The organism is Microbacterium sp. F01, assembly GCF_056156365.1.
On sequence record NZ_CM149592.1, the window covers coordinates 2,249,112 to 2,272,356 of the forward strand.

At 69.7% G+C, this 23,245-nt stretch carries 24 protein-coding genes; 4 read left to right on the plus strand and 20 right to left on the minus strand.

The window, feature by feature from the left end; genetic code table 11:
* Nucleotides 1-64: 64 nt before the first annotated feature.
* Nucleotides 65-2,149 (plus strand): alpha-1,4-glucan--maltose-1-phosphate maltosyltransferase, encoded by a 2,085-nt coding sequence (locus ACVN90_RS10285; RefSeq protein ID WP_475102020.1) that lies wholly within the window; start codon nucleotides 65-67, stop codon nucleotides 2,147-2,149.
* A complete protein-coding gene (gene glgB, locus ACVN90_RS10290) occupies nucleotides 2,146-4,323 on the plus strand; it encodes a 1,4-alpha-glucan branching protein GlgB (RefSeq protein ID WP_475102021.1) in 2,178 nt (725 codons plus the stop codon). Before ACVN90_RS10285 ends, glgB begins: the two co-directional genes overlap by 4 nt.
* 87 nt (nucleotides 4,324-4,410) lie before the next feature.
* On the opposite strand, the gene ACVN90_RS10295 is transcribed toward glgB, so the two are convergent.
* Both ACVN90_RS10295 and ACVN90_RS10300 read right to left on the minus strand, forming a co-directional pair.
* Complete coding sequence (locus tag ACVN90_RS10295) at nucleotides 4,411-5,349, minus strand: tetratricopeptide repeat protein (protein WP_475102022.1); 939 nt, start codon at nucleotides 5,347-5,349, stop codon at nucleotides 4,411-4,413.
* Nucleotides 5,349-7,202, minus strand: coding sequence for a DUF8094 domain-containing protein (locus ACVN90_RS10300; RefSeq protein WP_475102023.1), 1,854 nt, complete (start codon nucleotides 7,200-7,202; stop codon nucleotides 5,349-5,351). The genes ACVN90_RS10295 and ACVN90_RS10300 overlap by 1 nt, the downstream gene beginning before the upstream one ends.
* A gap of 176 nt (nucleotides 7,203-7,378) precedes the next feature.
* Here ACVN90_RS10300 and ACVN90_RS10305 point away from each other — a divergent pair, with 176 nt between their 5' ends.
* A complete protein-coding gene (locus ACVN90_RS10305; protein WP_475102024.1) occupies nucleotides 7,379-8,446 on the plus strand; it encodes an AI-2E family transporter in 1,068 nt (355 codons plus the stop codon).
* Between the two features lie 3 nt (nucleotides 8,447-8,449).
* Here ACVN90_RS10305 and ACVN90_RS10310 read toward each other — a convergent pair whose 3' ends face one another.
* The 9 genes from ACVN90_RS10310 to rpsB form a co-directional block, all read right to left on the minus strand.
* On the minus strand, nucleotides 8,450-9,175 hold the full coding sequence (locus ACVN90_RS10310) for an alpha/beta hydrolase (protein WP_475102026.1): 726 nt from the start codon (nucleotides 9,173-9,175) through the stop codon (nucleotides 8,450-8,452).
* Nucleotide 9,176: 1 nt separating this feature from the next.
* Nucleotides 9,177-9,461 (minus strand): hypothetical protein, encoded by a 285-nt coding sequence (locus ACVN90_RS10315; RefSeq protein ID WP_374974539.1) that lies wholly within the window; start codon nucleotides 9,459-9,461, stop codon nucleotides 9,177-9,179.
* Between the two features lie 3 nt (nucleotides 9,462-9,464).
* The gene (locus ACVN90_RS10320) at nucleotides 9,465-10,145 is read right to left on the minus strand and encodes an aggregation-promoting factor C-terminal-like domain-containing protein (protein ID WP_475102027.1); all 681 of its coding nucleotides are present in this window, start codon (nucleotides 10,143-10,145) and stop codon (nucleotides 9,465-9,467) included.
* 138 nt (nucleotides 10,146-10,283) lie between these two features.
* Nucleotides 10,284-10,847, minus strand: a complete 564-nt coding sequence (locus ACVN90_RS10325) for a DivIVA domain-containing protein (RefSeq protein ID WP_475102028.1) — start codon at nucleotides 10,845-10,847, stop codon at nucleotides 10,284-10,286.
* Nucleotides 10,844-11,887, minus strand: coding sequence for a phosphatidate cytidylyltransferase (locus tag ACVN90_RS10330; protein ID WP_475102029.1), 1,044 nt, complete (start codon nucleotides 11,885-11,887; stop codon nucleotides 10,844-10,846). Before ACVN90_RS10330 ends, ACVN90_RS10325 begins: the two co-directional genes overlap by 4 nt.
* A 9-nt stretch (nucleotides 11,888-11,896) precedes the next feature.
* The gene (frr, locus tag ACVN90_RS10335) at nucleotides 11,897-12,451 is read right to left on the minus strand and encodes a ribosome recycling factor (RefSeq protein WP_045297881.1); all 555 of its coding nucleotides are present in this window, start codon (nucleotides 12,449-12,451) and stop codon (nucleotides 11,897-11,899) included.
* A gap of 52 nt (nucleotides 12,452-12,503) precedes the next feature.
* On the minus strand, nucleotides 12,504-13,223 hold the full coding sequence (pyrH, locus tag ACVN90_RS10340) for a UMP kinase (RefSeq protein WP_363432763.1): 720 nt from the start codon (nucleotides 13,221-13,223) through the stop codon (nucleotides 12,504-12,506).
* 84 nt (nucleotides 13,224-13,307) lie between these two features.
* The gene (gene tsf / locus ACVN90_RS10345; protein ID WP_203579638.1) at nucleotides 13,308-14,135 is read right to left on the minus strand and encodes a translation elongation factor Ts; all 828 of its coding nucleotides are present in this window, start codon (nucleotides 14,133-14,135) and stop codon (nucleotides 13,308-13,310) included.
* 103 nt (nucleotides 14,136-14,238) lie between these two features.
* On the minus strand, nucleotides 14,239-15,123 hold the full coding sequence (gene rpsB / locus ACVN90_RS10350) for a 30S ribosomal protein S2 (RefSeq protein ID WP_475102030.1): 885 nt from the start codon (nucleotides 15,121-15,123) through the stop codon (nucleotides 14,239-14,241).
* A gap of 336 nt (nucleotides 15,124-15,459) precedes the next feature.
* Between rpsB and ACVN90_RS10355 the strand changes: the two genes are divergently transcribed.
* The gene (locus tag ACVN90_RS10355) at nucleotides 15,460-16,032 is read left to right on the plus strand and encodes a murein hydrolase activator EnvC family protein (RefSeq protein WP_475102031.1); all 573 of its coding nucleotides are present in this window, start codon (nucleotides 15,460-15,462) and stop codon (nucleotides 16,030-16,032) included.
* Between the two features lie 5 nt (nucleotides 16,033-16,037).
* On the opposite strand, the gene ACVN90_RS10360 is transcribed toward ACVN90_RS10355, so the two are convergent.
* From ACVN90_RS10360 to ACVN90_RS10400, 9 genes are all read right to left on the minus strand, one after another.
* Entirely contained in the window at nucleotides 16,038-16,943 is a 906-nt protein-coding gene (locus tag ACVN90_RS10360) for a tyrosine recombinase XerC (protein WP_475102032.1), read from the minus strand.
* A gap of 70 nt (nucleotides 16,944-17,013) precedes the next feature.
* Nucleotides 17,014-18,198 (minus strand): DNA-processing protein DprA, encoded by a 1,185-nt coding sequence (gene dprA, locus ACVN90_RS10365; protein WP_475102033.1) that lies wholly within the window; start codon nucleotides 18,196-18,198, stop codon nucleotides 17,014-17,016.
* The gene (locus ACVN90_RS10370; protein ID WP_475102034.1) at nucleotides 18,198-19,721 is read right to left on the minus strand and encodes a YifB family Mg chelatase-like AAA ATPase; all 1,524 of its coding nucleotides are present in this window, start codon (nucleotides 19,719-19,721) and stop codon (nucleotides 18,198-18,200) included. Before ACVN90_RS10370 ends, dprA begins: the two co-directional genes overlap by 1 nt.
* Nucleotides 19,718-20,086: a YraN family protein gene (locus tag ACVN90_RS10375; protein ID WP_475102035.1), complete on the minus strand. Its 369-nt coding sequence runs from the start codon at nucleotides 20,084-20,086 to the stop codon at nucleotides 19,718-19,720. Before ACVN90_RS10375 ends, ACVN90_RS10370 begins: the two co-directional genes overlap by 4 nt.
* A gap of 112 nt (nucleotides 20,087-20,198) precedes the next feature.
* Nucleotides 20,199-20,522 (minus strand): DUF2469 family protein, encoded by a 324-nt coding sequence (locus tag ACVN90_RS10380; RefSeq protein WP_045297888.1) that lies wholly within the window; start codon nucleotides 20,520-20,522, stop codon nucleotides 20,199-20,201.
* A 61-nt stretch (nucleotides 20,523-20,583) separates the two neighbouring features.
* Nucleotides 20,584-21,243 (minus strand): ribonuclease HII, encoded by a 660-nt coding sequence (locus ACVN90_RS10385; RefSeq protein ID WP_475102036.1) that lies wholly within the window; start codon nucleotides 21,241-21,243, stop codon nucleotides 20,584-20,586.
* Nucleotides 21,240-22,016, minus strand: a complete 777-nt coding sequence (gene lepB / locus ACVN90_RS10390) for a signal peptidase I (protein ID WP_475102037.1) — start codon at nucleotides 22,014-22,016, stop codon at nucleotides 21,240-21,242. Before lepB ends, ACVN90_RS10385 begins: the two co-directional genes overlap by 4 nt.
* Nucleotides 22,017-22,148: 132 nt before the next feature.
* Nucleotides 22,149-22,499: a 50S ribosomal protein L19 gene (gene rplS / locus ACVN90_RS10395; RefSeq protein ID WP_045297891.1), complete on the minus strand. Its 351-nt coding sequence runs from the start codon at nucleotides 22,497-22,499 to the stop codon at nucleotides 22,149-22,151.
* A 168-nt stretch (nucleotides 22,500-22,667) separates the two neighbouring features.
* Nucleotides 22,668-23,162, minus strand: a complete 495-nt coding sequence (locus tag ACVN90_RS10400) for an MFS transporter permease (RefSeq protein ID WP_475102039.1) — start codon at nucleotides 23,160-23,162, stop codon at nucleotides 22,668-22,670.
* Between the last annotated feature and the right edge of the window lie 83 nt (nucleotides 23,163-23,245).

Genomic DNA, 23,245 nt, shown 5'->3' on the forward strand with positions numbered 1-23,245 from the left:
GACGAGATCGCGGGGCCGCGTCACGTCGCTGTCATCCCGGTCGGACGCGCGATAGGTTCGAGTCGTGGTCACGAAGACGCGCTCCGTGCGCTCCCGTCCGTGGCGGAGCGCCTCGGCCCTCCCTGTCCGCAAGACCCGCGCCTGGCAGGCGGAACGCGACACCGCAGCGCGGCGCGTCCCCCTCGCCCAGCCGACACCGGCCGTTCCGTGGGGTGACTACCGGCCCAAGGCTTTCGCCGGCGAGATCGTCCCGTTCGGCGTGACGTCGTTCCGGGAAGGGCACGACCGCATCGGCGTGCAGGTGCGGCTGTTCTCGCCGTCGGGCGACGAATCGCTGCATCGCCTCGCGCCCCTCGAGGACGGCTTGGACCGTTGGCGCACCGAGGTGGCTCTCCTCGAGGAGGGTGTCTGGCGGTTCCGCTTCGAGTCGTTCGGCGACGACTTCGCGACGTGGGAGCACGCCGCCTCCCTCAAGATCGCAGCGGGAGTGGATGCTGCGCTCATGCGCGAGATGGGCGCTCAGCTGTTCGAACGGGCCGGTGCCGAGAGGGGCCGCCCCGCAGCGGAGCGCCGGGTGCTCGCCGACGCGGCCGCCTCCCTGCGGGATACCGAGGACGATGACGCCACAGCGCTGTCGATCGTCGAGGATCCGGCGATCGCGCGGTACTTCCACCAGCGACCGCTGATGTCGCTCGTCAGCATCGGCGAGGAGCGGGAACTGCTCGTCGAACGCGAGCGGGCCGGTGTCGGCGCGTGGTACGAGTTCTTCCCGCGCTCCGAGGGCGCCCGCCGTCTCAAGGACGGCACGGTCAAGAGCGGCACGTTCCGCACCGCGGCCAAGCGCCTTCCCGCGGTGGCGGAGATGGGGTTCGACGTCGCCTACCTGCCGCCCATCCATCCGATCGGGCAGGCGAACCGGAAGGGTCGCAACAACACGCTGGAGGCGCGGCCGGGCGATCCCGGATCGCCCTACGCCATCGGGGCACCGGAAGGCGGGCACGACGCCATCCACCCCGAGCTCGGCTCGCCCGCCGACTTCCGCGCGTTCGTGCGGGCCGCCCAGCGGGAGGGCCTCGAGGTCGCCCTCGACCTCGCTCTGCAGGCGTCCCCCGACCACCCTTGGGTGACGGAACACCCCGAGTGGTTCACGACTCTTCCGGACGGCTCGATCGCCTACGCGGAGAACCCGCCGAAGAAGTATCAGGACATCTACCCGATCAACTTCGACATCGATCCGGCGGGGATCTACGCCGAGGTCCTCCGGGTGGTCCGGCACTGGATCTCGCAGGGCGTCAAGATCTTCCGCGTCGACAACCCCCACACCAAGCCCCTGCAGTTCTGGGAGTGGCTCATCGCGACCGTGAACGCCGAGCATCCCGACGCGATCTTCCTCTCCGAGGCCTTCACGCGGCCCGCCGTGATGCAGAGTCTCGCGGCCGTCGGGTTCCAGCAGAGCTACTCGTACTTCACGTGGCGCAACACCAAGCGCGAGCTGGAGGAGTTCCTCTCGTCGGTGGCGCACGACACCGCGGACTTCATGCGGCCGAACCTCTTCGTCAACACCCACGACATCCTCACGGAGTTCCTGCAGTTCGGCGGTCGGCCGGCCTACGTGATCCGGGCGGCGATCGCAGCGACCGCCGCCCCGACGTACGGTGTGTATGCCGGGTACGAGCTGTTCGAGAACGTGGCTCGACCCGGGTCCGAAGAGAACATCGACAACGAGAAGTACGAGTACAAGTTCCGGGACTGGGCGGGCGCCATCGAGAGGGGCGACTCCCTCGCTCCGTTCCTGACGCGCCTCAACGAGATCCGTCGCGCACACCCGGCGCTGCGGCAGCTGCGCAACCTCAGCATCCACTGGAGCGACGACGACGCGATCCTGGTCTACGCGAAGCATCTCGACGCCGCGCTGTCGCCCGACGGGCGCAGCGACACCATCATCGTCGTCGTCAACACCGATCCCCACTCGGTACGTCAGACGATGGTCCACCTCGACACCCGCGTCTGGGGCGTCGAGCCTGGTACGCCGTACGAGGTCGAGGACCTCGTCACCGGCGCGCGCTGGACGTGGTCGGATCACAACTACGTGATGCTCGACGCGTTCACCGAGCCGGTCCACATCCTCCACGTGAAGGAGTCCCGATGACGCCCGCCGACCAGATCCTCGATGCCGTCGCGACGGGCTCGCACCACGATCCCCACGCCGTGCTCGGCATCCATCCCGATAGGGATGCCGAAGGCACCGCGACCTGGATCGTGCGTGCCCGCCGACCCCTGGCCCGCAGCGTCACCGCCGTGTTCGCGGACGGCACGCGGGTGCCGCTCGAGCACGTGCGCGGCGGAATCTGGGAGGGAACGCGCGCCGGAGGGATGAGCCGGTACGAGCTGCTGACCACCTATCCCGACGGCCCCGACTTCACCGCGGACGACCCCTACCGCCACTCCCCCACGATCGGCGAGCTCGACCTCCATCTGATCGGCGAAGGCCGTCACGAGGAGCTGTGGCGCGTGCTCGGCGCGCACGAGCGCGAGCACGACGGGTCGATGGGCACCGCCTTCACCGTGTGGGCGCCCAACGCCCGCGCCGTGCGCGTGGTGGGCGACTTCAACGGCTGGGACGGCCAGGGCCACGCGATGCGCTCGATGGGCGCGAGCGGTGTGTGGGAGCTCTTCATCCCCGGCCTCGGCCAGGGCACGACGTACAAGTTCGAGCTCCGCGCGCGTCATGGCGACTGGGTGCTCAAGGCCGACCCCATGGCCCGGTTCGCCGAAGTGCCGCCGGCCACGGCTTCCGTCGTCGTGCGCTCCTCGTACACGTGGGGGGATGCCGCCTGGCTCGCAGAGCGCGCCATGTCCACCCCCGTGTCGCGTCCGATGTCGGTGTACGAGCTGCATCTCGGCTCGTGGCGTCAGGGCCTGTCGTACCGCGAGGCCGCAGACCAGATCATCGACTACGTCAGTGCACAGGGCTTCACCCACGTCGAGTTCCTCCCCCTCGCCGAGCATCCGTTCGGGGGGTCGTGGGGTTATCAGGTCACCGGATACTACGCACCGACCAGTCGCTTCGGACACCCCGACGACCTCCGGTACCTCATCGACCGGCTCCACCAGGCCGGCATCGGCGTCATCATGGACTGGGTCCCGGGGCACTTCCCGAAGGACTCGTTCGCCCTCGCCCGCTTCGACGGCGAGCCGCTGTACGAGCACGCCGACCCGCGACGTGGCGAGCACCGCGACTGGGGCACGTACATCTTCGACTACGGCCGCAGTGAAGTGCGCAACTTCCTCGTCGCGAACGCGCTGTACTGGTTCGAGGAGTTCCACGTCGACGGTCTCCGCGTGGATGCCGTGGCATCGATGCTGTACCTCGACTACTCCCGCGAGGACGGCGAGTGGGCCCCGAACGTGCACGGCGGACGCGAGAACCTCGAGGCGATCCACTTCCTGCAGGAGGTCAACGCCACCGCGTACAAGCGCTACCCCGGCATCGCGATGATCGCCGAGGAGTCCACGAGCTTCCCCGGGGTCACGGCCCCGACGAACCAGGCGGGTCTCGGGTTCGGGTTCAAATGGAACATGGGCTGGATGAACGACTCGCTCCAGTACATCAAGCGCGATCCGATCTATCGTTCGCACCACGAAGGCGAGCTGTCGTTCTCGTTCGTCTACGCGTTCAGCGAGAACTACGTGCTGCCGATCAGCCACGACGAGGTCGTCCACGGAAAGGGCAGCCTCTTCTCCCGCATGCCTGGCGACCACTGGCAGAAGCTCGCGAACATGCGCGCCTTCCTCGCCTACATGTGGGGGCACCCGGGCAAGCAGCTGCTGTTCATGGGGCAGGAGTTCGGCCAGCTCTCGGAGTGGTCGGAGGGCCGTTCGCTCGACTGGTGGCTGGTCGATCAGCCCACGCACGCGCAGCTCCAGCAGTTCGTCGCGGCGCTGAACCGCGTCTACCGCCAGGAGTCCGCACTCTGGGCGCGCGACAGCGATGGAGCGGCGTTCACCAGACTGGGTGCTCCGAAGTGGAACCCGAACGTGATCGCCTTCGCGCGACGGGACTGGCACGGCAACACGATCGTCGTCGCCGCGAACTTCTCCGGGAACCCGATCTCGTCGTACGAGCTCGACCTGCCGGAGACGGGAGTCTGGGACGAGATCCTCAACACCGACGCTGAGGTGTACGGCGGGTCGGGCGTCGGCAACCTCGGCGTCGTCCATGCGGGAGCCGGCGGGCGCGCGTCGCTCGTGCTGCCGCCACTCGGCGTGCTGTGGCTGCGCCACCGGACGGACGCGCACATCCCCTCGCCGACGCACGGCTGAGCGTCGTCAGACGTGAACGAGGGCTCCGGGTGTGCCCGGAGCCCTCGTTCACGAGACGGCCGTGCTGTCGTCCGCTGTGCGGGTCGCTCAGAACAGCAGGGAAGCGAGGCGGCCGCGCGCCGCGATGACGCGCGGGTCGGCATCGCCGACGAGAGCGAACAGCTCCAGAAGCCGCTCGCGCACCGGGGTGCGCTCGTCCGCGGGAAGCTGGGCGAACAGGTCCAGCAGGCGCCCGTAGGCATCTTCGACGTGCCCGCCCGCGAGGTCGAGATCGGCGACGGTGAACTGCGCGGCGACATCCTGGGGAGCGGATGCTGCGGCCGCACGCGCCGCCTGCAGATCGACGCCCTGCACGCGGTCCAGCAAGCGCACCTGTCCGAGCCCGGCGCGCGCCTCGGCGTCGCGGGGGTTCTCGGCGAGGGCCTTCTCATACGCCGTGACCGCGCGGGCGTAGTCGCCCTCTTCGATGGCCGCGAAGGCCTCGGCGTGGAGAGGCGGAAGCGGCGGCTCGGCCGGCTCCTCCTCGGGGGCATCGCCGTCGACGGCGACGGAGCCGGTCACACCGTTCTGGGCCGCGAGCTGCAGGAGCTGGGCGAACACCTCGCGCACCTGCTGTTCGGGCACCGCACCCGTGAACATCGGCACCGGCTGGCCCGCCACCAGCGCGACGACCATGGGAATGGACTGCGCGCGGAACGCCTGCGACAGCTGGGGGTTGGCGTCGACGTCGACCTTGGCGAGCACGACGCGTCCGCCGAGCTCGACCACGACCTTCTCGAGGATCGGACTCAGCTGCTTGCAGGGTCCGCACCACTCGGCCCAGAGGTCGACGACCACAGGAACCGTGCGAGACAGCTCGAGCACCTGAGGGAACGTCTCGTCGGTGACGTCGAGGACGAGCGACGGGACGGCCACGCCGGCGCCGGCCGGCGCTTCCTCACCCGGAGCGGCGGGCGCCGGACGGTTGCGGAGAGAGGACAGGTCGACGGCACCGCGAAGCGAGGCGCCCAGAGTGGGATCGGTCACTACAGAATCTTCGCATCGAGGATGTCGGACGAGTAACCGAGCAGACGGATCTTCTCGTTCGACCCGGGACCCGGCACGTAGAAGAACACCTGGTCGCTGAATGTCGTCGCGAAGCCGGTCTGCGACTGGTCGACGCCGGCCAGCGTCTTCACCGTCTGGTTGCCGTCGACCTTGATCACGGCGTCCGCGTTGGTGGGCTTCACGGTGTCGATCTCGTTGATGTTCACCGCGACGATCGCGCCGCTCTCGACCGTCTGCAGGGCGAACGGCGCCTGGACACCGGCTGCTGAGCTGAACTCCAGGCTTCCGGTCGACGAGGCGGTCTTGTTGAACTCTTCGAGCCGGCGCTGGCGGTCTGCCGCGATGCTGGCTCGGAGCTGGTCGCCGTCGGCCTCGAAGAGGTCGTAGTACTTGCTGGCTTCACCGTTGTTGAGGACGTCCGCGTACGCGGCGGCGACCTCGTTCGGCGGCAGGAGGAGGAACGGCGAGTCCGGCTCGACCTGCGGCGCGCCGATGTAGGCAGGCGCCAGGTCGGGAAGCGTGGTGGAGGCCTCGAGGCTTCCGACGTACGACAGCTTGTAGTCGGACCACTGATCCTGCTGGGTCAGCACCATGATGCTCGACGTCTTGGATTCGTCGTCGTCGGCGACGGCGATGACCGAACGCGGCCAGCCGTCGTAGGCCTGGGGCAGGATGATCTCGAGCGGCTTGGCCAGGATCGGCGCCGGCGCGGGGTAATCCGCGACTGCTGCGCGGAGCTTGTAGTTCGTGTCGCGCGCCGCGAGCGCCGCACCCTCGAGGCGGGTGTCGGCGAGGTCGCCGTCCATCGCCGCGTCGGCGTCCGCCACCGTCGAGGCGATGCGGGTGAGGATCCGCTCAGCCTGCGCCTTCGTCACGGCCGGGGCCTGCTGGCCGTCGGGGGCGATGACGGTCGCAGTGGGCGACGGGGTGGGTGAGGAGCCGAGCTGCGGCCATGCGTCTGCCGAGCAGCCCGAGAACAGCAGCGCTGAGACGGCCACCACCGGCACCACGGCGAACGCGCGGCGCCCGCCACTGGAGACTGCCCGGGGCGTCTGCTTCGAGCTGCTGATCACGCCCTTGTCGTCGTCGTGGTCGATCGCGATGTCGATGGGCTCGGTGACCGGCAGCGGGAGTCCCTTGCGGCGCGGACCGCGCTTGCGGCGCACATGGCGGATTCCGAGGATGTACAGGAACACACCGACGGCCATCAGGATGCCGCCGACGACGATGAGCGGACCCGCCCATGGTGTCGAGGTCTGCAGTGGCCACGACACGGTCACCTTGCTCGGAGCGGGTGCGGTGCCGTCGGCGGCGACGAGCACGCTCATGCCCTCCGGCAGCTGCAGCGGCGCGATCAGGAGGTCGGTCTGCTGGTACTCGTCGAGCCAGAGGTCGGATCCGACCGGACTGCGACCTGCGGTCTCGGCGGCAGCGTCCTCTGCGGTGGCGTCGCCTGCTGCGGCGTCCTCGGCAGGCGCTTCCGCGGTGGGATCCACGGTCGCATCGACCTCGGGTTCGACGACCGCCGTCCCCAGGCCGCCCTCGTCGTCCAGAGTGACGTGGGTGTACGTGGAGTCGGAGAGCCATGCCTCCATGTCGGCCGTGCGGCCGTAGGAGGCGAAGATGTCGCCCGCGGTCTGGGCGCGCAGCGTCTGCGTGCCGGGCATCTGGTTGAGCACGGCGCCGTCGATGAGGAGATACGGAGTCTGCTCTTCGACCGAGATCGCCGTGGTCTCAGTCTTGGGTCCCTGGAAGATCGTCCGCTGGGCGATGCCCGCACCGATCATCACGGTGGCGAGCACGAACGCCGCCACGGCCCACACGAAACGCACGAAGAACACCTTTCCCGGGGCGCGCGGACACGGCGCAGCCCTTCGATTCGACAGTTCAGACTAGCGAACACGACCTGGGAGGCGCGTGGGAGGCTCCATTCCCGAGGCTGGACGTCGCTGATGCGTATCCTGGGCGAACGATGCATCGACGCCACGTCGATCTGAGGGGGAACTCGATGAAGCTGCACAACCCGTTCCGCACAGCGCTGCTCGCGACGCTGGGTGTCGGCCTCGGGCTGCTCCTCATCGGAAGCATCCAGAACCTCCAGACGATCCTGCTCTACGTCGGCACCGCCCTCTTCCTGTCTCTGGGCCTCGATCCGATCGTTGCGTGGCTCGAGCGACGCAAGCTGCCGCGTTGGGCGGCAGTCCTCATCACGATCCTGGGCGTGCTCGCGGTCTTCGCAGGCATCATCCTCATGGTCGTGCCGATCATCGTCCAGCAGATCGGTCAGCTCGTCGCGACGATCCAGGATCTCGCCGAGAAGGGCGAGTTCGACGACCCGGTGGGTGCGATCCAGGACTGGCTGCACGCGGTCTTCCCCGCGCTCAACGTCGACGAGGTGTGGGGTTACATCGAGGACTGGTACGCCTCGCTCGATGTCGGTGCGATCGGCTCCGAGGTCGGCGGCAGCATTATCGCGATCATCGGCGCCCTCATCGCCGGGTTCGCCGGCGCCTTCATCGTGCTGATCCTCACCATCTACTTCACCGCCTCGACGCCGAACCTGAAGCGCGCCGTCTACCAGCTGGTGCCGGCATCCAAGCGTGCACGGTTCATGGATCTCGGCGAGCAGATCACCGACTCCGTCGGCTATTACGTCATCGGCCAGGTCACGCTCGGTCTCATCAACGGCGTGCTCAGCGCGATCTTCCTCACGATCATCAAGGCGCCGTTTCCCGCGGTGCTCGCGGTGATCGCCTTCTTCTTCTCGCTGATCCCTCTCGTGGGTACGCTCACCGGCTCCATCATCATCGTGTTCACGTGCCTCGTGGTGGGTTCCCCCACCACCGCCTTGATCGCCGCGATCTACTACCTGATCTACATGCAGATCGAGGCGTACGTGATCTCGCCGCGCATCATGGGACGCGCAGTGGCGGTCCCCGGCGCTGTGGTCGTGATCGCGGCCCTCGCCGGCGGCTCGCTGCTGGGCCTGCTCGGCGCACTGGTCGCGATCCCGGTGGCGGCCAGCATCCTGATCATCTACCGCCAGGTCGTGATCCCGCGCCAGAACGAGCGGTGACGCTCAGCCCTGCACGGCGGATCCGTGCCACTCCAGCGGCAGCGGAAGCGCGTCGGGGTTGACGGCCGCCACGATCTCGGTCAGCACGCGGCGGGTCTGGTTCTCCCCCACCCACAGATGCTTGCCCCCCTCGACCGGGATCAGGACGGCCTCCGGCACGCTCGCGAAGCGCTGGGTCGCAGCATCCGGTCGGAGGTAGTCGTCGAATTCCGGGACGAGGACGACCAGACGGCGCTCGTCGCCCGCCCACGCCGCAACTTCTTCATCGGTTGCACGATGCAGCGGCGGAGACAGGAGCACGGCACCTTCGACGCCGTGGTCGCGACCGTACTTGAGGGCGAGCTCCGTCCCGAACGACCAGCCCACGAACCACGGCCGCGGGAGGCCGCGCTCGCGCACGAAGTCCATCGCTGCGGCGACGTCGAACGCCTCGGCGCGACCACCGTCGAACGAGCCCTCGCTGGTGCCCCGCGGTGACGTGGTGCCTCGCGTGTTGAACCGCAGCACCGCGAGGTCGGCGAGTGCGGGCAGGCGGCCCGCCGCCTTGCGGAGGATGTGCGAGTCCATGAATCCACCGGCGGTGGGCAGCGGATGCAGCGTCACGAGCGTCGCGACCGGGTCACGGGTCTCGGGCAGGGCGAGCTCACCGACGAGCGTCAGCCCGTCGAGCGTCTCGAGCTCGATGTCCTCCCGTCGCGCGGGCAGCTGCATCGGTCCGCGGATCTCCATGTCAGGCCACCTTCCAGCAATGCTGATGCCAGTGCCGGCGTGCGGCGAGGTCGGCCGCGTCGCCCAGCACCCCGTCCGCGCGCCACGCCACGAGATGCGCGACGCCGATGTCGATCTGACGACCGCATCCGGGGCACGTGTAAGGCTTCTGCGCCTGTGCCGCCGAGACGGGCTGCACTGTCCACTCGATGCCACGACGCACCTCGGTGCGCTTCCAGCCGGCGAGCAGGCGCTCGAACGAGTCGTCGCCGCTCGAGTCGTGACGGCGGCGGTTCGACCGCGGCACGGGTCAGTACCAGCCTGTGCGCTGCGAGTGGTCCCACGCACCGCACGGTGTGCCGTAGCGGCCACCGATGTAGCCGAGACCCCACGTGATCTGCGTCGCGGGGTTCGTCTCCCAATCGGCCCCGGCGGTGGCCATCTTGCTGCCCGGCAGCGCCTGCGGGATGCCGTATGCGCCGCTGCCGGCGTTGTACGCGTTGACGCGCCAGCCGGACTCCTTCTTCCAGAGCGCGACGAGGCAGGCGAACTGGTCGTCGCCCCAGCCCCGAGCCAGCACCATGTCGTAGGCGATCGCCTGCGCGCTGCCCGGGTCGGGCGTCACGAACGGAGGACGCCATCCGCTCGATGACGTCGACGCCGACGTCGATGCCTGCACGGTCGGCGTGGGCTTCGGCTTCACGTAGACCGTGTAGTTGCCCCGGTCGAGCGCGGCAGGCTCCGGGTCGACCGCGGTCTCGTCGCCGGCGCGGGACTGGACGTCACCGAGCCCGCTGGCGTAGAGCGAGACCTGAGACTCGTCCTCGGCGCTCGCCTGCGCCAGTGCGAGTCCGGTCGGACCGATGTAGGCGACGACGAAGCCGAGCACCGCGAAGGCCGCGAACGCGCCGACCACGCCACGGCGACGCGACCAGCGCGGAGCCGGCTTGGGGGTCGGTGCGGAGGGCGCCGAAGGAGTGGATCCCGTCACGGCGACCGGCCTCGCGGACCGGGCAGCCACCTCGTGACGTCGGGCGCGTCTGGTGGGGTGCAGCTCGTTTCCAGAAGTCACAGTGACCCGATTCTCGCATACCGGCACGAGGGCGTGCCATCCGCGGACCCGCGCGTCTCACTTGACGGCGAGCATCACCTCGACGACGGCATCGAGCACGGCGTCGACCTGCGTCTCGCGGTACCCCCCGCGCTGCATGCGGAACGCGACCGCGCGCACCTGCTCGACCGTGACGGAGTCGCCGGTCTCGAGGAAGCGCGCGAGTTTGTCGGTGACGAGATCGACCTCCGCGATGCGATAGCCGTAGCGCAGCGGCGACACACGATCGAATCGACGCTTCGCAGGCCGGGAGAGACGGTCCAGGACCTCCTGCGCGAGTTCGCGAGTGTGGCCGACCCATGCCTTGGCGCCGGTCGCCGCCACCGCCGAAGAGCGCTCGCGCGCGGCGAAGGCGTCCTCGATGCGGCCGAGAGCCGCATCCACCGACGCGATCGCGTAGCCGTGCCGCACGAGAGGGAACGCCACCTGCCGGATGTCGGCCGACGTGAGGGCGTCCGTCCCGCGCTCGAACGACGAGCGTGCCCGCGCGAGGAACTCGTCGACGGGCTGCTTGTCGTAGCCCTTCTCGCGTCCTCGCGCTTCGGGGAAGGACGCCCGGGCGGTCGCCTGCGATGCCGTCATGATGCCACCAACGGAGTGAAGAGGTAGTAGAGGGTCAGCGCCGCGACGACCGACAGCAGGATCGAGTCCAGTCGATCCAGCACGCCGCCATGACCGGGCAGCCAGGAGCTCATGTCCTTGATCCCGAGATCGCGCTTGATCATCGATTCTCCCAGATCGCCCGCGGTGGCCGTGGCGAGGATCAGGATGCCGAACACGGCGCCCATCCACCACTCAAGGCCGAGCATGAAGAGGCCGACGAGGATGCCCGCGATGATGGCTGCGGCCGCCGCTCCCGCGAAGCCCTCCCAGGTCTTCTTCGGACTGATCCGCGGCGCCATGGGGTGCTTGCCGAAGCTGATGCCGGCCGCGTACGCGCCGGTGTCGACCGCGACCGCGACGATGATGAACGCCAGCACCCAGTATTCGCCGCCGTCCTTGGCCAGCAGCACGAGGCACAGGCTCGTGAGGAAGGCGACGTACAGCTGCAGGAAGGTGGCGATGAGCACGTCGCCCAGCACCAGACCGTACGCGCGGCCGTCGTGGGAGGCCATCTGCCCGACCAGTCGCCACACCACGACGAAAGCCAGTGCGACGAACAGCAGCACCCAGTGCATCCACGAGTCGACGAAGAACGCCGACAGCACGACCACCGCACCGGCGATGAGCTGTGGGACGAGATCGACCCGGCGACCGCTCGCGACCAGAGCCCGGGAGAACTCGAAGATCGCGAGCAACGCCGCGCCCAGGGCGAACGGCACGAACGCCCACTTCACGAACAGCAGCGACCCGAGCAGGACGAGGCCGATTGCGAGCCCGATGAGGATCGCGACGATGAGATCGCGACCCGTCCGCTCCTTGATGCGCTCGTTCGCCTCCTCGAAGTCTGCGCGCGCCTGGGCGACGTGGCCTTCCAGTTCGCTGCGCGCCGCTCGCAGATGCGACTGCCGCGCGGGGCCGGTGTCGGGGGTCTCGGCGGCACGCCGAGCCTCACCCGCCTCGCGCCGCGTCTGCGGTGAGGCGGGTTCGTCGCTCCGCGGCGGGTCGGATGCGTCGGTCATGGGCAGACCTCAGACCTCGAGGAGCTCGGCCTCTTTGCGCTTGAGCGCCTCGTCGATCGCGTCGACGTGCGCGCGCGTGAGCGCGTCGAGCTCCTTCTCGCCGCGAGCGAGCTCGTCCTCGCCGACCTCGCCCTTCAGCGCGTCGATGTCGTCCTTCGCCTTTCGGCGGATGCCGCGCACGTGGACCTTGGCGTCCTCGCCCTTGGTGCGCGTGAGCTTCACGTACTCCTTGCGGCGCTCCTCGGTGAGCTCGGGCATCGTGACGCGCACGAGGTTGCCGTCGTTGGTCGGGTTGACGCCGAGGTTCGGGATGTCGCGGATCGCCTGCTCGATCGCCTTCAGCGCCGACTTGTCGTACGGCGTGATGAGCAGCGTGCGCGCCTCGGGGTTGTTGATCGACGCGAGCTGCGCGAGCGGCGTCGGGCTGCCGTAGTAGTCGACGAGGACCTTCTGGAACAGCTGCGGGTTCGCGCGTCCGGTGCGCACCGTGGCGAAGTCCTCCTTCGCTGCCTCGACGGCGCGGTCCATGCGCACTCCGGCATCGGCCAAGACGTCCGCGATCACAGTGTCTCCTTCACGTAGATGGGGCTGGTCAAGTCTATCGACGCGGGGCCGGTCACGCCGTGACCAGCGTGCCGATGGTCTCGCCCAGGAGAGCCTTCGTCACGTTGCCCGCGGGCTCCATTCCGAACACGCGCATGTCCATGCGGTTGTCCATGCAGAGGCTGAACGCCGTCGAGTCGACGACCTTGAGACCGCGCTGCAGCGCGTCGAGGTACGTGATGCGATCGATCAGGGTGGCCGAGGCATCCTTCTTCGGATCCGCGGTGTACACGCCGTCGACACCGTTCTTCGCGACGAGGACCTCCTGCGCGTCGATCTCGAGCGCACGCTGCGCGGCTACGGTGTCGGTGGAGAAGTACGGGAGCCCGGCGCCGGCGCCGAAGATGACCACGCGACCCTTCTCCATGTGGCGCTCCGCACGGCGCGGGATGTACGGCTCGGCGACCTGCGTCATCGAGATCGCGGACTGCACGCGCGTGGCGGCACCGGCCTGCTCGAGGAAGTCCTGCAGGGCGAGGGCATTCATGACTGTGCCGAGCATGCCCATGTAGTCGGCCCGGCCCCGGTCCATGCCGCGCTGGCTCAGCTCGGCGCCGCGGAAGAAGTTGCCACCGCCGACGACCACCGCGATCTCCACGCGGTCGACCGCTGCAGCGATCTCCTGGGCGATCTGGCTGACCACGTCGGGGTTGACACCCAGCTGGCCTCCGCCGAACGCTTCGCCGGACAGCTTCAGAAGGACGCGGCGGCGCCCGGTGTTCTCGTTGATCACTGTGGTCCTCTCGTCTACGACAAACTACCGAAGGGCATGAGAAAAGGCCCGCATCGGATTGCCGATGCGGGCCTTCTCAGAAGGTCAGGCGCCGACCTTGTAGCGGGCGAAGCCCGTCAGGGTCAGACCGGCGTCCTTCGCGACCTGCGCGACCGACTGCTTGTTGTCCTTCGCGTAGTCCTGGTCGAGCAGCGAGACCTGCTTGAAGAACGCGTTGACGCGGCCCTCGACGATCTTCGGAAGGGCGGCCTCCGGCTTGCCCTCGTTGCGGGAGATCTCGGTGACGATCTCGCGCTCCTTCTCGACCTCGGCCTCGGGCACCTCGTCGCGCGACAGGTACGACGGGTTCGCGAACGAGATGTGCTGGGCGAGGCTGCGCGCCGTCTCGGCGTCGTCGCCCGAGTAGGCGAGGACGACACCGACCTGCGGCGGCAGGTCCTTGCTGGTCTTGTGGAGGTAGATCTCGAACTTGTCGCCCGAGAGCGTGTTCACGCGACGCAGCTCGACCTTCTCGCCGATGATCGCGGCCTCGTCCGAGATGAGCTCGGCGACCGTCTGGCTGCCGGCCGGAGCGGCGAGGGCGGCCTCGGCCGAGTCGGCGTGCGCTGCCGCGGCGGCGTCGAGCACCTTCTCCGCGAGGGCGATGAAGCGGTCGTTCTTGGCGACGAAGTCGGTCTCGGTGTTGAGCTCGATGATCGTGACCTGACCGTCGACCTCCTTGGCCGCGACCAGGCCCTCGCTCGTGGAGCGGTCGGCGCGCTTGGCGTTGCCCTTCGCGCCCTTGAGGCGCAGGATCTCGACGGCCTTCTCGAGGTCGCCGTCGGCCTCCTCGAGCGCCTTCTTGGTGTCGACCATGCCCGTGCCGAGCTGCTCGCGCAGCGCCTTGATGTCGGCGATCGTGAAGTTTGCCATGGGTGGCGGCTCCTTGATTGTGTGAGTTCTCGTGGATGCCTCGGCGGGACCGTCCGGACCGTTCGATCAGGGCGATCCCGCCGGGGCGGAGTGTGTGTGAGCCTTACTCGGCGGGGGTCGCCTCGGCCTCAGCGGCCTCTGCGACCTCAGCCGCCTCGGCACCGGCCTCGTCGGCGGCCGACTCGGTCGCGACGGTCTCGACCTCGGCGACGTCGGTCACGACGGGGGCACCCTGCTCGAGCAGCTCGCGCTCCCAGTCGGCGAGCGGCTCCGCGTCAGCGGTCTCGTCGGTGGGCTGGTGGCGCTGGATGAGGCCCTCCGCGGCGGCGTCGGCGATGATGCGGGTGAGCAGCCCCACCGAGCGGATCGCGTCGTCGTTGCCGGGGATCGGGTACTGGAACTCGTCCGGGTCGGCGTTGGTGTCGAGGATGCCGATCACCGGGATGCCGAGCTTCGACGCCTCGTCGATCGCGAGGTGCTCGCGCTTGGCGTCGACGACCCAGATGGCCGACGGGGTCTTCTGGAGGTTGCGGATTCCGCCGAGCGACTTGTGGAGCTTGTCGAGCTCGCGCTTCTTGAGGAGGAGCTCCTTCTTGGTGAAGCCGCTCGCGGCCGGGTCCGCGAAGTCGAGCTCTTCGAGCTCCTTCATGCGGGCAAGACGCTTCGACACGGTCGAGAAGTTGGTCAGCAGACCACCCAGCCAGCGCTGGTTGACGTAGGGCTGGCCCACGCGGGTCGCCTGCTCGGCGATGACTTCCTGCGCCTGCTTCTTGGTGCCGACGAAGAGGATGGTGCCGCCGTGCGCGACGGTCTCCTTGACGAACTCGTACGCCTTGTCGATGTACGTCAGCGACTGCTGCAGGTCGATGATGTGGATGCCGCTGCGCTCCGTGAGGATGAAGCGCTTGACCTTCGGGTTCCACCGGCGGGTCTGGTGTCCGAAGTGGACGCCGCTGTCGAGCAGCTGGCGAATGGTGACGACGGCCATGGCCGTTCTCCTGTTCCGGCGCGTACGCGCCTGTTGCGGTTGTTCTCGCGCCGGCTCGTGGCCGGCGTGGCCTGGTGCCCGGCTCATTCCCGCCCCGCGCTCGCTCGGAAGCGATCGCCGGGACCGGTGGGAATGGATGCCGCGCCGCACCCTTCGTCAGACTCGGGGCTTGCGGTGCTGTGGGCACGCGGAGTCACTCCGACATGCGGAGTGCGCACCCAGTGTATCAGCAGCGGCGCGGCCGCCTCCTCCTCCCCCGCCCGCCGATCGCGACGCTTGTCCACGGGCATCCGTCGCTTCGATCCGCAGGTTCTTCGGACGGGCCAGGGTGGTGCCGTGTCGAAGCCGCCATCAACCCGTCATCGCCGATCTCGCCGGTCGCTCGCGTACCTCGGGGCCGTCGTCGCCATGAGTGTCCTCGTCGCGCTGTCGCCTGCCGCGGCGGCGCACGCGCGGGACACTGAGCCGGGGCCGGGCATCGACGGCGGAACCGTGTCGCTCGCGCGGGACTGGCGATGGCCGGTGCATCCGTTCCGGCTGGTGCACCCCTTCGTCGCACCGCCGCACGAGTACGGGCCCGGACATCGAGGTATCGACCTTCTGCCGGTCGACGACGGCGACGTCCGCGCCGCCGCGGGCGGCGTGGTCGCGTTCTCGGGTCAGGTCGCGGGGCGCGGCGTGATCACCGTGGATCACGGCGACGGTCTCGTCTCCACGCTCGAGCCGGTGGACTCCCCTCTCAGCGCCGGGACACCGGTCGACGTGGGCACGACATTGGGAACGGTGTCGACCGGCGGCCATGCCGAGGCAGGGACGGTGCACTTCGGGGTCCGACTCGACGGCGTCTACATCAACCCGCTCGTCCTCCTGGGCGGAGTGCCGCGCGCGGTACTGCTCCCCTGCTGCTGACGGTCTCAGGCGCGTGGGTGGGCAAGACGGTACGAGGCCGTCAGTCGCTCGCTGGAGACGTGCGTGTAGATCTGCGTGGTGCCGAGACTCGCGTGGCCCAGCATCTCCTGGACGGCGCGGAGGTCGGCGCCACCGTCGAGGAGATGAGTCGCTGCCGAGTGGCGCAGCGCGTGCGGACCCACCTGGGCGCCGAGCTCGGGGCCGAGCCGGCGCGACACGAGGTCGTACACCGCGCGTGGCCCGATACGCCCTCCGCGGGCGCCGAGGAAGAGCGCGGGATTCGGCGAGTCGTCCGCTCGCCGGGTGAGGAGCATCGGCCGGCCCCGCACGACGTAGGCGTCGATCGCGCGCAGCGCCGGGAGCCCGAACGGCACGACCCGCTCTTTCGATCCCTTGCCCAGTACCCGAGCCGTGCGGCGCTCGTGATCCAGGTCGTCGAGGTCGAGCCCGCACAGCTCGGAGACGCGCACGGCGGCCCCGTACAGCAGCTCGAGCATCGCGTGGTCACGCAGCGCGACGGGATCGCCGTCGGCGGCCGCCGACGCCAGGGCATCGAGCATCCCGCTCAAGGTTTCCGCAGTGGCGACCTTCGGCAGCGTCTTCCCACGCTTCGGGGCGACCAGGCGAAGGCTCGGGTCCGCGGGGATCGCACCGGTCTCGGTCGCCCAGGCGAAGAAGCCCCGGACGGCCGCCGTGCGGCGCGCGATCGTGGCGCGGCTGTCGCCGCGCTGGACCGCGTGCCACAGCCAGTCGCGAAGGTGCTCGAGATCGACGGCCGCGAGCTCGAGGTCGCCGCAGGCGGCGGCCAGTCCGTCGAGGTCGGACCGGTACGCCCGCACCGTGGCCGGCGAAAGGCGTCGCACTTCCGCGAGGTTGCGCAGATACGCCGCGGCTGCCTCGGGGATGTCCATGCCTCCAGCATGGGCCAGGCGTCGCGCCCGACCGCAGTGCGACGCACCTTGCCCGCCTCGCCGCCGGCCCTCACGCTCCGATCCGAGACAGCCGCCAGCCCTCGATGCCGGATTCGACCGCTCCATCGAGTGCCAGCAGACCGAGGATGCCCTCCACCGCGTCGGGTGCCATGCCCGCGCGTCGCGCGATCTCGCCGGCGTCCCGCCAGACGCGGGTGCTCATGGCGTCCTTCACCCTGCTCGCGTCCCCGGTGTACGTCCCGCGCGCGGCGGTGGCGGCATCCATCCCCCCAGTCATGCCCAGCAGCTCTCGAACATCGTCGGCGCTGGTGATGCACTGTGCGCCGTACTCGCGAATGAGCCGGTGCGTGCCTGCCGACGTCGGCGACGTGATCTGGCCGGGCACGGCGCCGAGCGGGCGCGACAATGTGGCCGCGTGGCCGGCGGTGTTGAGCGAGCCGCTCCGCCACCCCGCCTCGACGACGACGGTGGCGGCCGACAGCGCAGCGATCAGCCGATTGCGCTGCAGGAAGCGCCACTTCGTCGGCGCGGAGCCGCATACGACCTCGCTCACCACGACACCCCGTCGCGCGACGTCGTCGATCAGCTGGGTGTGACCCGCCGGATACGCGCGGTCCGCGCCGCCCGCGAGCAGCGCGACGGTGAGGCCGCCCGCCAGAAGCGCGGCTCGGTGTGCGGAGCCGTCGATCCCGTAGGCACCGCCCGACACCACGGCGATGCCGCTGCCGGCCAGCTCGGCCGCGAGCTCCCGTGCCACGTGATCGCCGTAGTGGGACGCGGCTCGGGCTCCGACGATGGCGACGGATGCCTGGAGTCTCGGAAGCGCCGAGGCGTCCCCTCGCACCCAAAGACACAGCGGCGCATGCATGCCGAGGTCGTCCAGCTGCGTCGGCCATTCGGGATCCGCCCGCGTCACCAGCGTGACTCCGCGTGCCGCCGCCGTTGCCAGGGACTCGGCGACGGCGCCCGCCGACAGTCGCGGCAGCCACCGCTTGCGCCCCTCCGCCGCCTCCTTGGGCGAGAGCTCGGCCAGATCGTCACCGGCCACGACCGCTTCCAGGCTCGCGACCGGACCGCGGGCTGCGATGATGCGTCCCGCGACCGAGTCACCTGGTTCGGTGAGCTGACACCAGACTGCGGTGGCGTATCGTTCCTGCACCCCCTCCGGGTCATGGTCGACCCCCGCGGGCGCCAGCGCGCGCCGCGCGGCATCCGCGCTCAGGTCGAACGCCATCACAGCGCGATCCCCTTCTTCAGGTAGAGCGCGCGGCCGACGTGCTCCGCCCCGAGCTGGCCGCGCCCCTCGATGTCCGCCAGCGACCATGCGACGCGGAGCACCCTGTCGTACCCGCGCAGCGTGAGCGCGCCGCGGTGGAGGGCTGCGTCGAGCGGGCGTCGGACGACGGGGGACGGCGCCGCCGGTCCCTCGCGCAGCCAGGTGCCGGGGACGTCGGCGTTCACCGTCCACGGGGTCCCGGCGAGGCGGAGGCGCGCGCGTTCCCGCGCCTCCGCGACACGTGCCCTCGCGGCCTCGGTCGAGATCGTCGGCCCAGCCCCGCGCTGGGCGACCGCGACGCGGGTGAGCGTCAGCTCGATGTCCATGCGGTCCAGAAGCGGCCCCGACAACCGGCCGAGGTAGCGGCGAATCGCCGCCGGTGGACACGTGCAGGTGCCGCCGCGGATGCCGTAGTCGCCGCATGGACACGGGTTCGTGGCGAGCACCAGCTGGAATCGCGCCGGAAACTGCGCGTGAGCGCCGGCGCGGTCGATCGTGATGGAGCCGGACTCGAGCGGCTGCCGCAGCGCGTCGAGCGCACTGGCGGCGAACTCGCCCGCTTCGTCGAGGAACAGCACGCCCTCGCTCGCTCGCGCGATCGCCCCTGGCCGCACGACGCGCGTGCCGCCGCCCACCAGGGCGGCCACGCTCGCGCTGTGGTGCGGCGCGACGAAGGGCGGCGTGCGCGACAGTTCGACGACCCGCGAGCCCGCGAGGCTCCGGATCGAGGCGGCCGCCAGCGCCGCGCGGTCGTCGAGCTCGGGAAGGATCCCGGGCAGGCGCCGGGCGAGCATCGTCTTTCCCGCCCCCGGCGGCCCGCACATCAGCAGATGGTGCCCGCCGGCGGCGGCGACGACGAGCGCCTCGACGGCATCGCGCTGCCCGATCACCTCCGCGAGATCGAGTGCGGGTTCGGGCGCCTCCTCGTCGTCCGGCAGTCCTACCGGATCGACATCGGCGACCTCGACCTCGCCGCCATGCCACGCGATCACCTGCGCGAGGTTGACGGCGGCGAGCACTTCGATGCCGTCGACGAGCGACGCCTCGGGACCGTTGGCATGCGGCACGACGACGCGTCGATGCCCCGCCCGCCGGGCCGCGACCACCGCCGGAAGTATTCCCGGCACGGGTCTGAGGCGACCGTCGAGCCCCAGCTCGCCGATGTGGACCGCGGACGCCAGAGAAGTCGAGTCCATGGAGGTCTCGGTCGCGAGGGAAGCCACCGCGATGGCGACGTCGAATCCGGATCCCTGTTTGGGCAGGCTTGCGGGCGACAGGTTCACTGTGAGGCGTCGCCGCGTGAGCGGCGTGCCGCTGTTCGCACAGGCGTTGTGCACCCGCTGGACCGACTCGCCGAGGGCCTTGTCGGGAAGCCCGATGATGCGGAAGTCCGGCGCTTGGTTCGAGAGGTCCGCCTCGACCTCGACGCACTCGCCCTCGGCTCCGACGAGGGCGACCGCCCAGGTGCGCGCGACCTTCACGGCACCTCCACGTCGACGAGGTGCTCCAGCCGGGCCGTGCTCGGGTCGGCGCCGACGATCCCGACGGCATCGATGCGGAGCCGGCGCCCTTGCAGCTGCTCGCGGTGGGCGCTCGCCCATGCGATCGACAGCCGCCAGAGTCTGCCGCGCTTGCGGGCATCGATCGCCTCGAACGGGTGCCCGAACTGCTCGCCCCGGCGAGTCTTGACCTCGACGACCACGACGGCGGACCGGTCGGCGACGATCAGATCGATCTCGCCGCCCCGGCATCGCCAGTTGCGGGCGAGGACGGTGAATCCCTGCGCCTCGAAGTACCGGGCGGCGCGTTCCTCGCCCGCGCGCCCCAGGACGTCTTTATCTGCCATTCCGGCATCGTCGCGCGCGGGGGCCTCCGCGCGGACGCGGGGGCGCGGCATCCGTTCAGAACGCGGTCAACTTCCCGGAACAGGCGGTCTGGGGAGGAGGCGTCGAGCCTGCTCAGGTGTCGAGCGAGAGCTCTTCGGGGAGATGGAAATCGCGGCGCGAGAGCTCTTCGACGTTGACGTCCTTGAACGTCAGCACGCGCACCGCCTTCACGAAGCGGTCGGCGCGGTAGATGTCCCAGACCCAGACATCGGACATCGAGATCTCGAAGTAGAAATCGTGCTCGGTGTCGCGGCGCACGACGTTGACCTCATTCGCGAGGTAGAAGCGCCGCTCCGTCTCGATCACGTACTGGAACTGCGAGACGACATCGCGGTACTCGCGGTACAGAGCGAGTTCGAGCTCGCGGTCGTAGTCTTCGAAGACCTCGTCATCCATGGTGCATCCATCCTATGGGCGCGAGCGGTCCCGGCGACCCGCGCGCGCGTGTGGCGAACGCTCAGAAGAGCGTCGGCGCCTCGGCGATCGACCAGGACGCGCGATGATGCCGGCTGATGCCGTGGGTGCGGATCGCCTCGCGATGGTCGGGGCTCGCGTAGCCCTTGTTGCGGGCCCAGTTGTACGCGGGCAGCTCGTCGTGGAGCTCGGTCATGAGGCGGTCGCGGGCGACCTTGGCGATGACGGATGCCGCGGCCGCCGATGCGCAGTCGCGGTCGGCCTTGATCACCGGCCGCACCGTGAGCCCCCACTCGCCGGCGGGCCGGATGTAGTCGTAGTTGCCGTCGAGGATGACGATGGCATCCTCCGGCACGACACCGTGGGCGCGCAGGTCCGCGATCGCCCGGATCGATGCGAGCCCGAGCGCGCGCATGATGCCGATCTCGTCGATCTCCTCGGAACTCGCCCACCCGACGGCGCTCGCGGCGACCCATGACGCGGCGCGTGCCGCGACATCGGCGCGCTTGAGTTCGGGGACGAGCTTCGAGTCCCGCAGCCCCTGGGGGATCCGCTTGCGCGATCTCGGCGCGTCCACGACCGCTGCGCCGACCGCGACCGGCCCGGCCAGTGCCCCTCGCCCCACCTCGTCGCACGCGATGACGAGCGTGTGCTCCCGCAGGAGCCGGCGCTCGAGCGTGAGGCGGGGCTCGGCGACGGTCACTGCCCGCCGCCCTCCGGCTCCGCGTCGGGAACCCCGGCGAACACGTCGTGATGGAAGTCGAGAAGCCCGAACCGGTCGAGTGGCCACGTCACGAGGAACGCGCGTCCGACGAGGTTGTCGATAGGGACGAAGCCCTTCCCGGGCTGATCGGTGTTGTACCGCGAGTCCTTCGACCGGTACCGGTTGTCGCCCAGCACCCAGAGGCTGCCCTCGGGAACGGTCACGTCGAAGGCGTCGCCCGAGGCCGCGGTCTCGCCCCCGGGAAGCTTGAGGTAGGCGGACTCGTCGATCGGCACGTCGTTGACGGTGATCTGGCCGATGGCGTTGCAGCACACGACGTGATCGCCGGGGAGGCCGATGATGCGCTTGACGAGATGGTCGTCGCTGTCGGGTGCGGCCAGACCGACGAGCGACAGCACCCACTCGACGCCCTCGACGACCGGCGGACGCGCGGGCTCGGTGCTGGGAGGCAGCCAGCCGCCCGGATCCTGGAAGACGACGATGTCGCCGCGCTCGTAGCTGCCGAACCGCGGCGTGATCTCGTCGACGAGGATGCGGTCCTTGACGTGGAGGGTGTCCTCCATCGATCCCGACGGGATGTAGAACGACCGCACGAGGAACGTCTTGACGACGAGCGACACGAGCACCGCGATCAGGATGATCACGACCACGTCGCGCAGGAACACCAGCCAGCCCCGACGACGCGGCTGGATGGTCGCGGCGGGCTCGGCCCCGGGCGCCGGCTCGGCCGGAGCCGACTTCTCGGTCGTCATGAGTTCCTTCACGGGTGCCGACGGTCGCAGCCACCCCGCCTTCAAGGGTCGCACACTCCGGCCCTTCCGGAGTACGACGAAGCCCCGGACCTCGCGGGTCCGGGGCTTCGTGAAAACGCTGCGGGAGGAGCGTCAGTTGCTCTCGCGCTTCTCCTTGATCTTGGCCTTCTTGCCACGGAGGTTGCGCAGGTAGTACAGCTTCGCGCGACGCACGTCACCGCGGGTCACGACCTCGATGTGGTCGATGACCGGGGAGTGCACCGGGAAGGTGCGCTCGACGCCGACCTGGAAGCTGATCTTGCGGACCGTGAAGGTCTCGCGCACACCGTCGCCCGAGCGGCCGATGACGACGCCCTGGAAGACCTGGATACGGGAGCGGTTGCCCTCCGTGATGTTGACGTGCACCTTCACGGTGTCGCCGGCGTTGAAGGCGGGGATGTCGGAGCGGAGCGAAGCCGCGTCGACGGCGTCGAGGATCTGCATGATCGTCTCTCTCTGCGGCCGCCACAGGTCGACCGCGGGAAGGATGGTAAAGGACTGAGCGTGCCGCAGGCCTTCGGCGTGACGCCGTCCAGCTGATTCCCCTGAGGCAGAACCGGTCAGGGCACAAACAACTATTCTGCCATGGATGCCGCACCCGGCCAAACCGCGTCAGCTCGCCGGCGGGGTCTGCTTCTCCGAGATGACGATGACCTCGCGCGGAGCGGCCTCCGGCGCGTCGGCCTCCGCGGGGATGTACGCGACCCCCTCGGACGTGTGCAGGACGAATCGCGAGGGCCTCGCCTCGCTCCACAGCTGCCACAGCTCGAGCCAGAAGAGGCCCACGCCGGCGAGGATCGCGACGACCATCACGGGTGCCCACCACGCCTCGGCGAAGAAGCCGAGCGAGATGACGAGTGCGTGCCACACCGTGAACCCGAGCACATCCCACCAGGAGACGGCCCGGTGCGCCCGGACGGTACCGCGCGCTCGTACCAGCAGTGTGAGCAGGAGCTGCCAGAGGAACACGCCGGGAATGGCGAGGAAGAGCACCCAGAGGAACGCCCACCCGCCGGCATTGAACACGGCCCATCCGACGAGGAGCCACAGCGGCAGCAGGAAGGCGGCCGGGATCAGCCAGCCGAAGAACGCGCGACGCAGCCACATGTCACTGATGCTACGCCCGCACGCGACCGCGATGGTCCGCTTCCGCGTGCCGCGGAGCATCCTCACAGCCCCGCAACGACCGG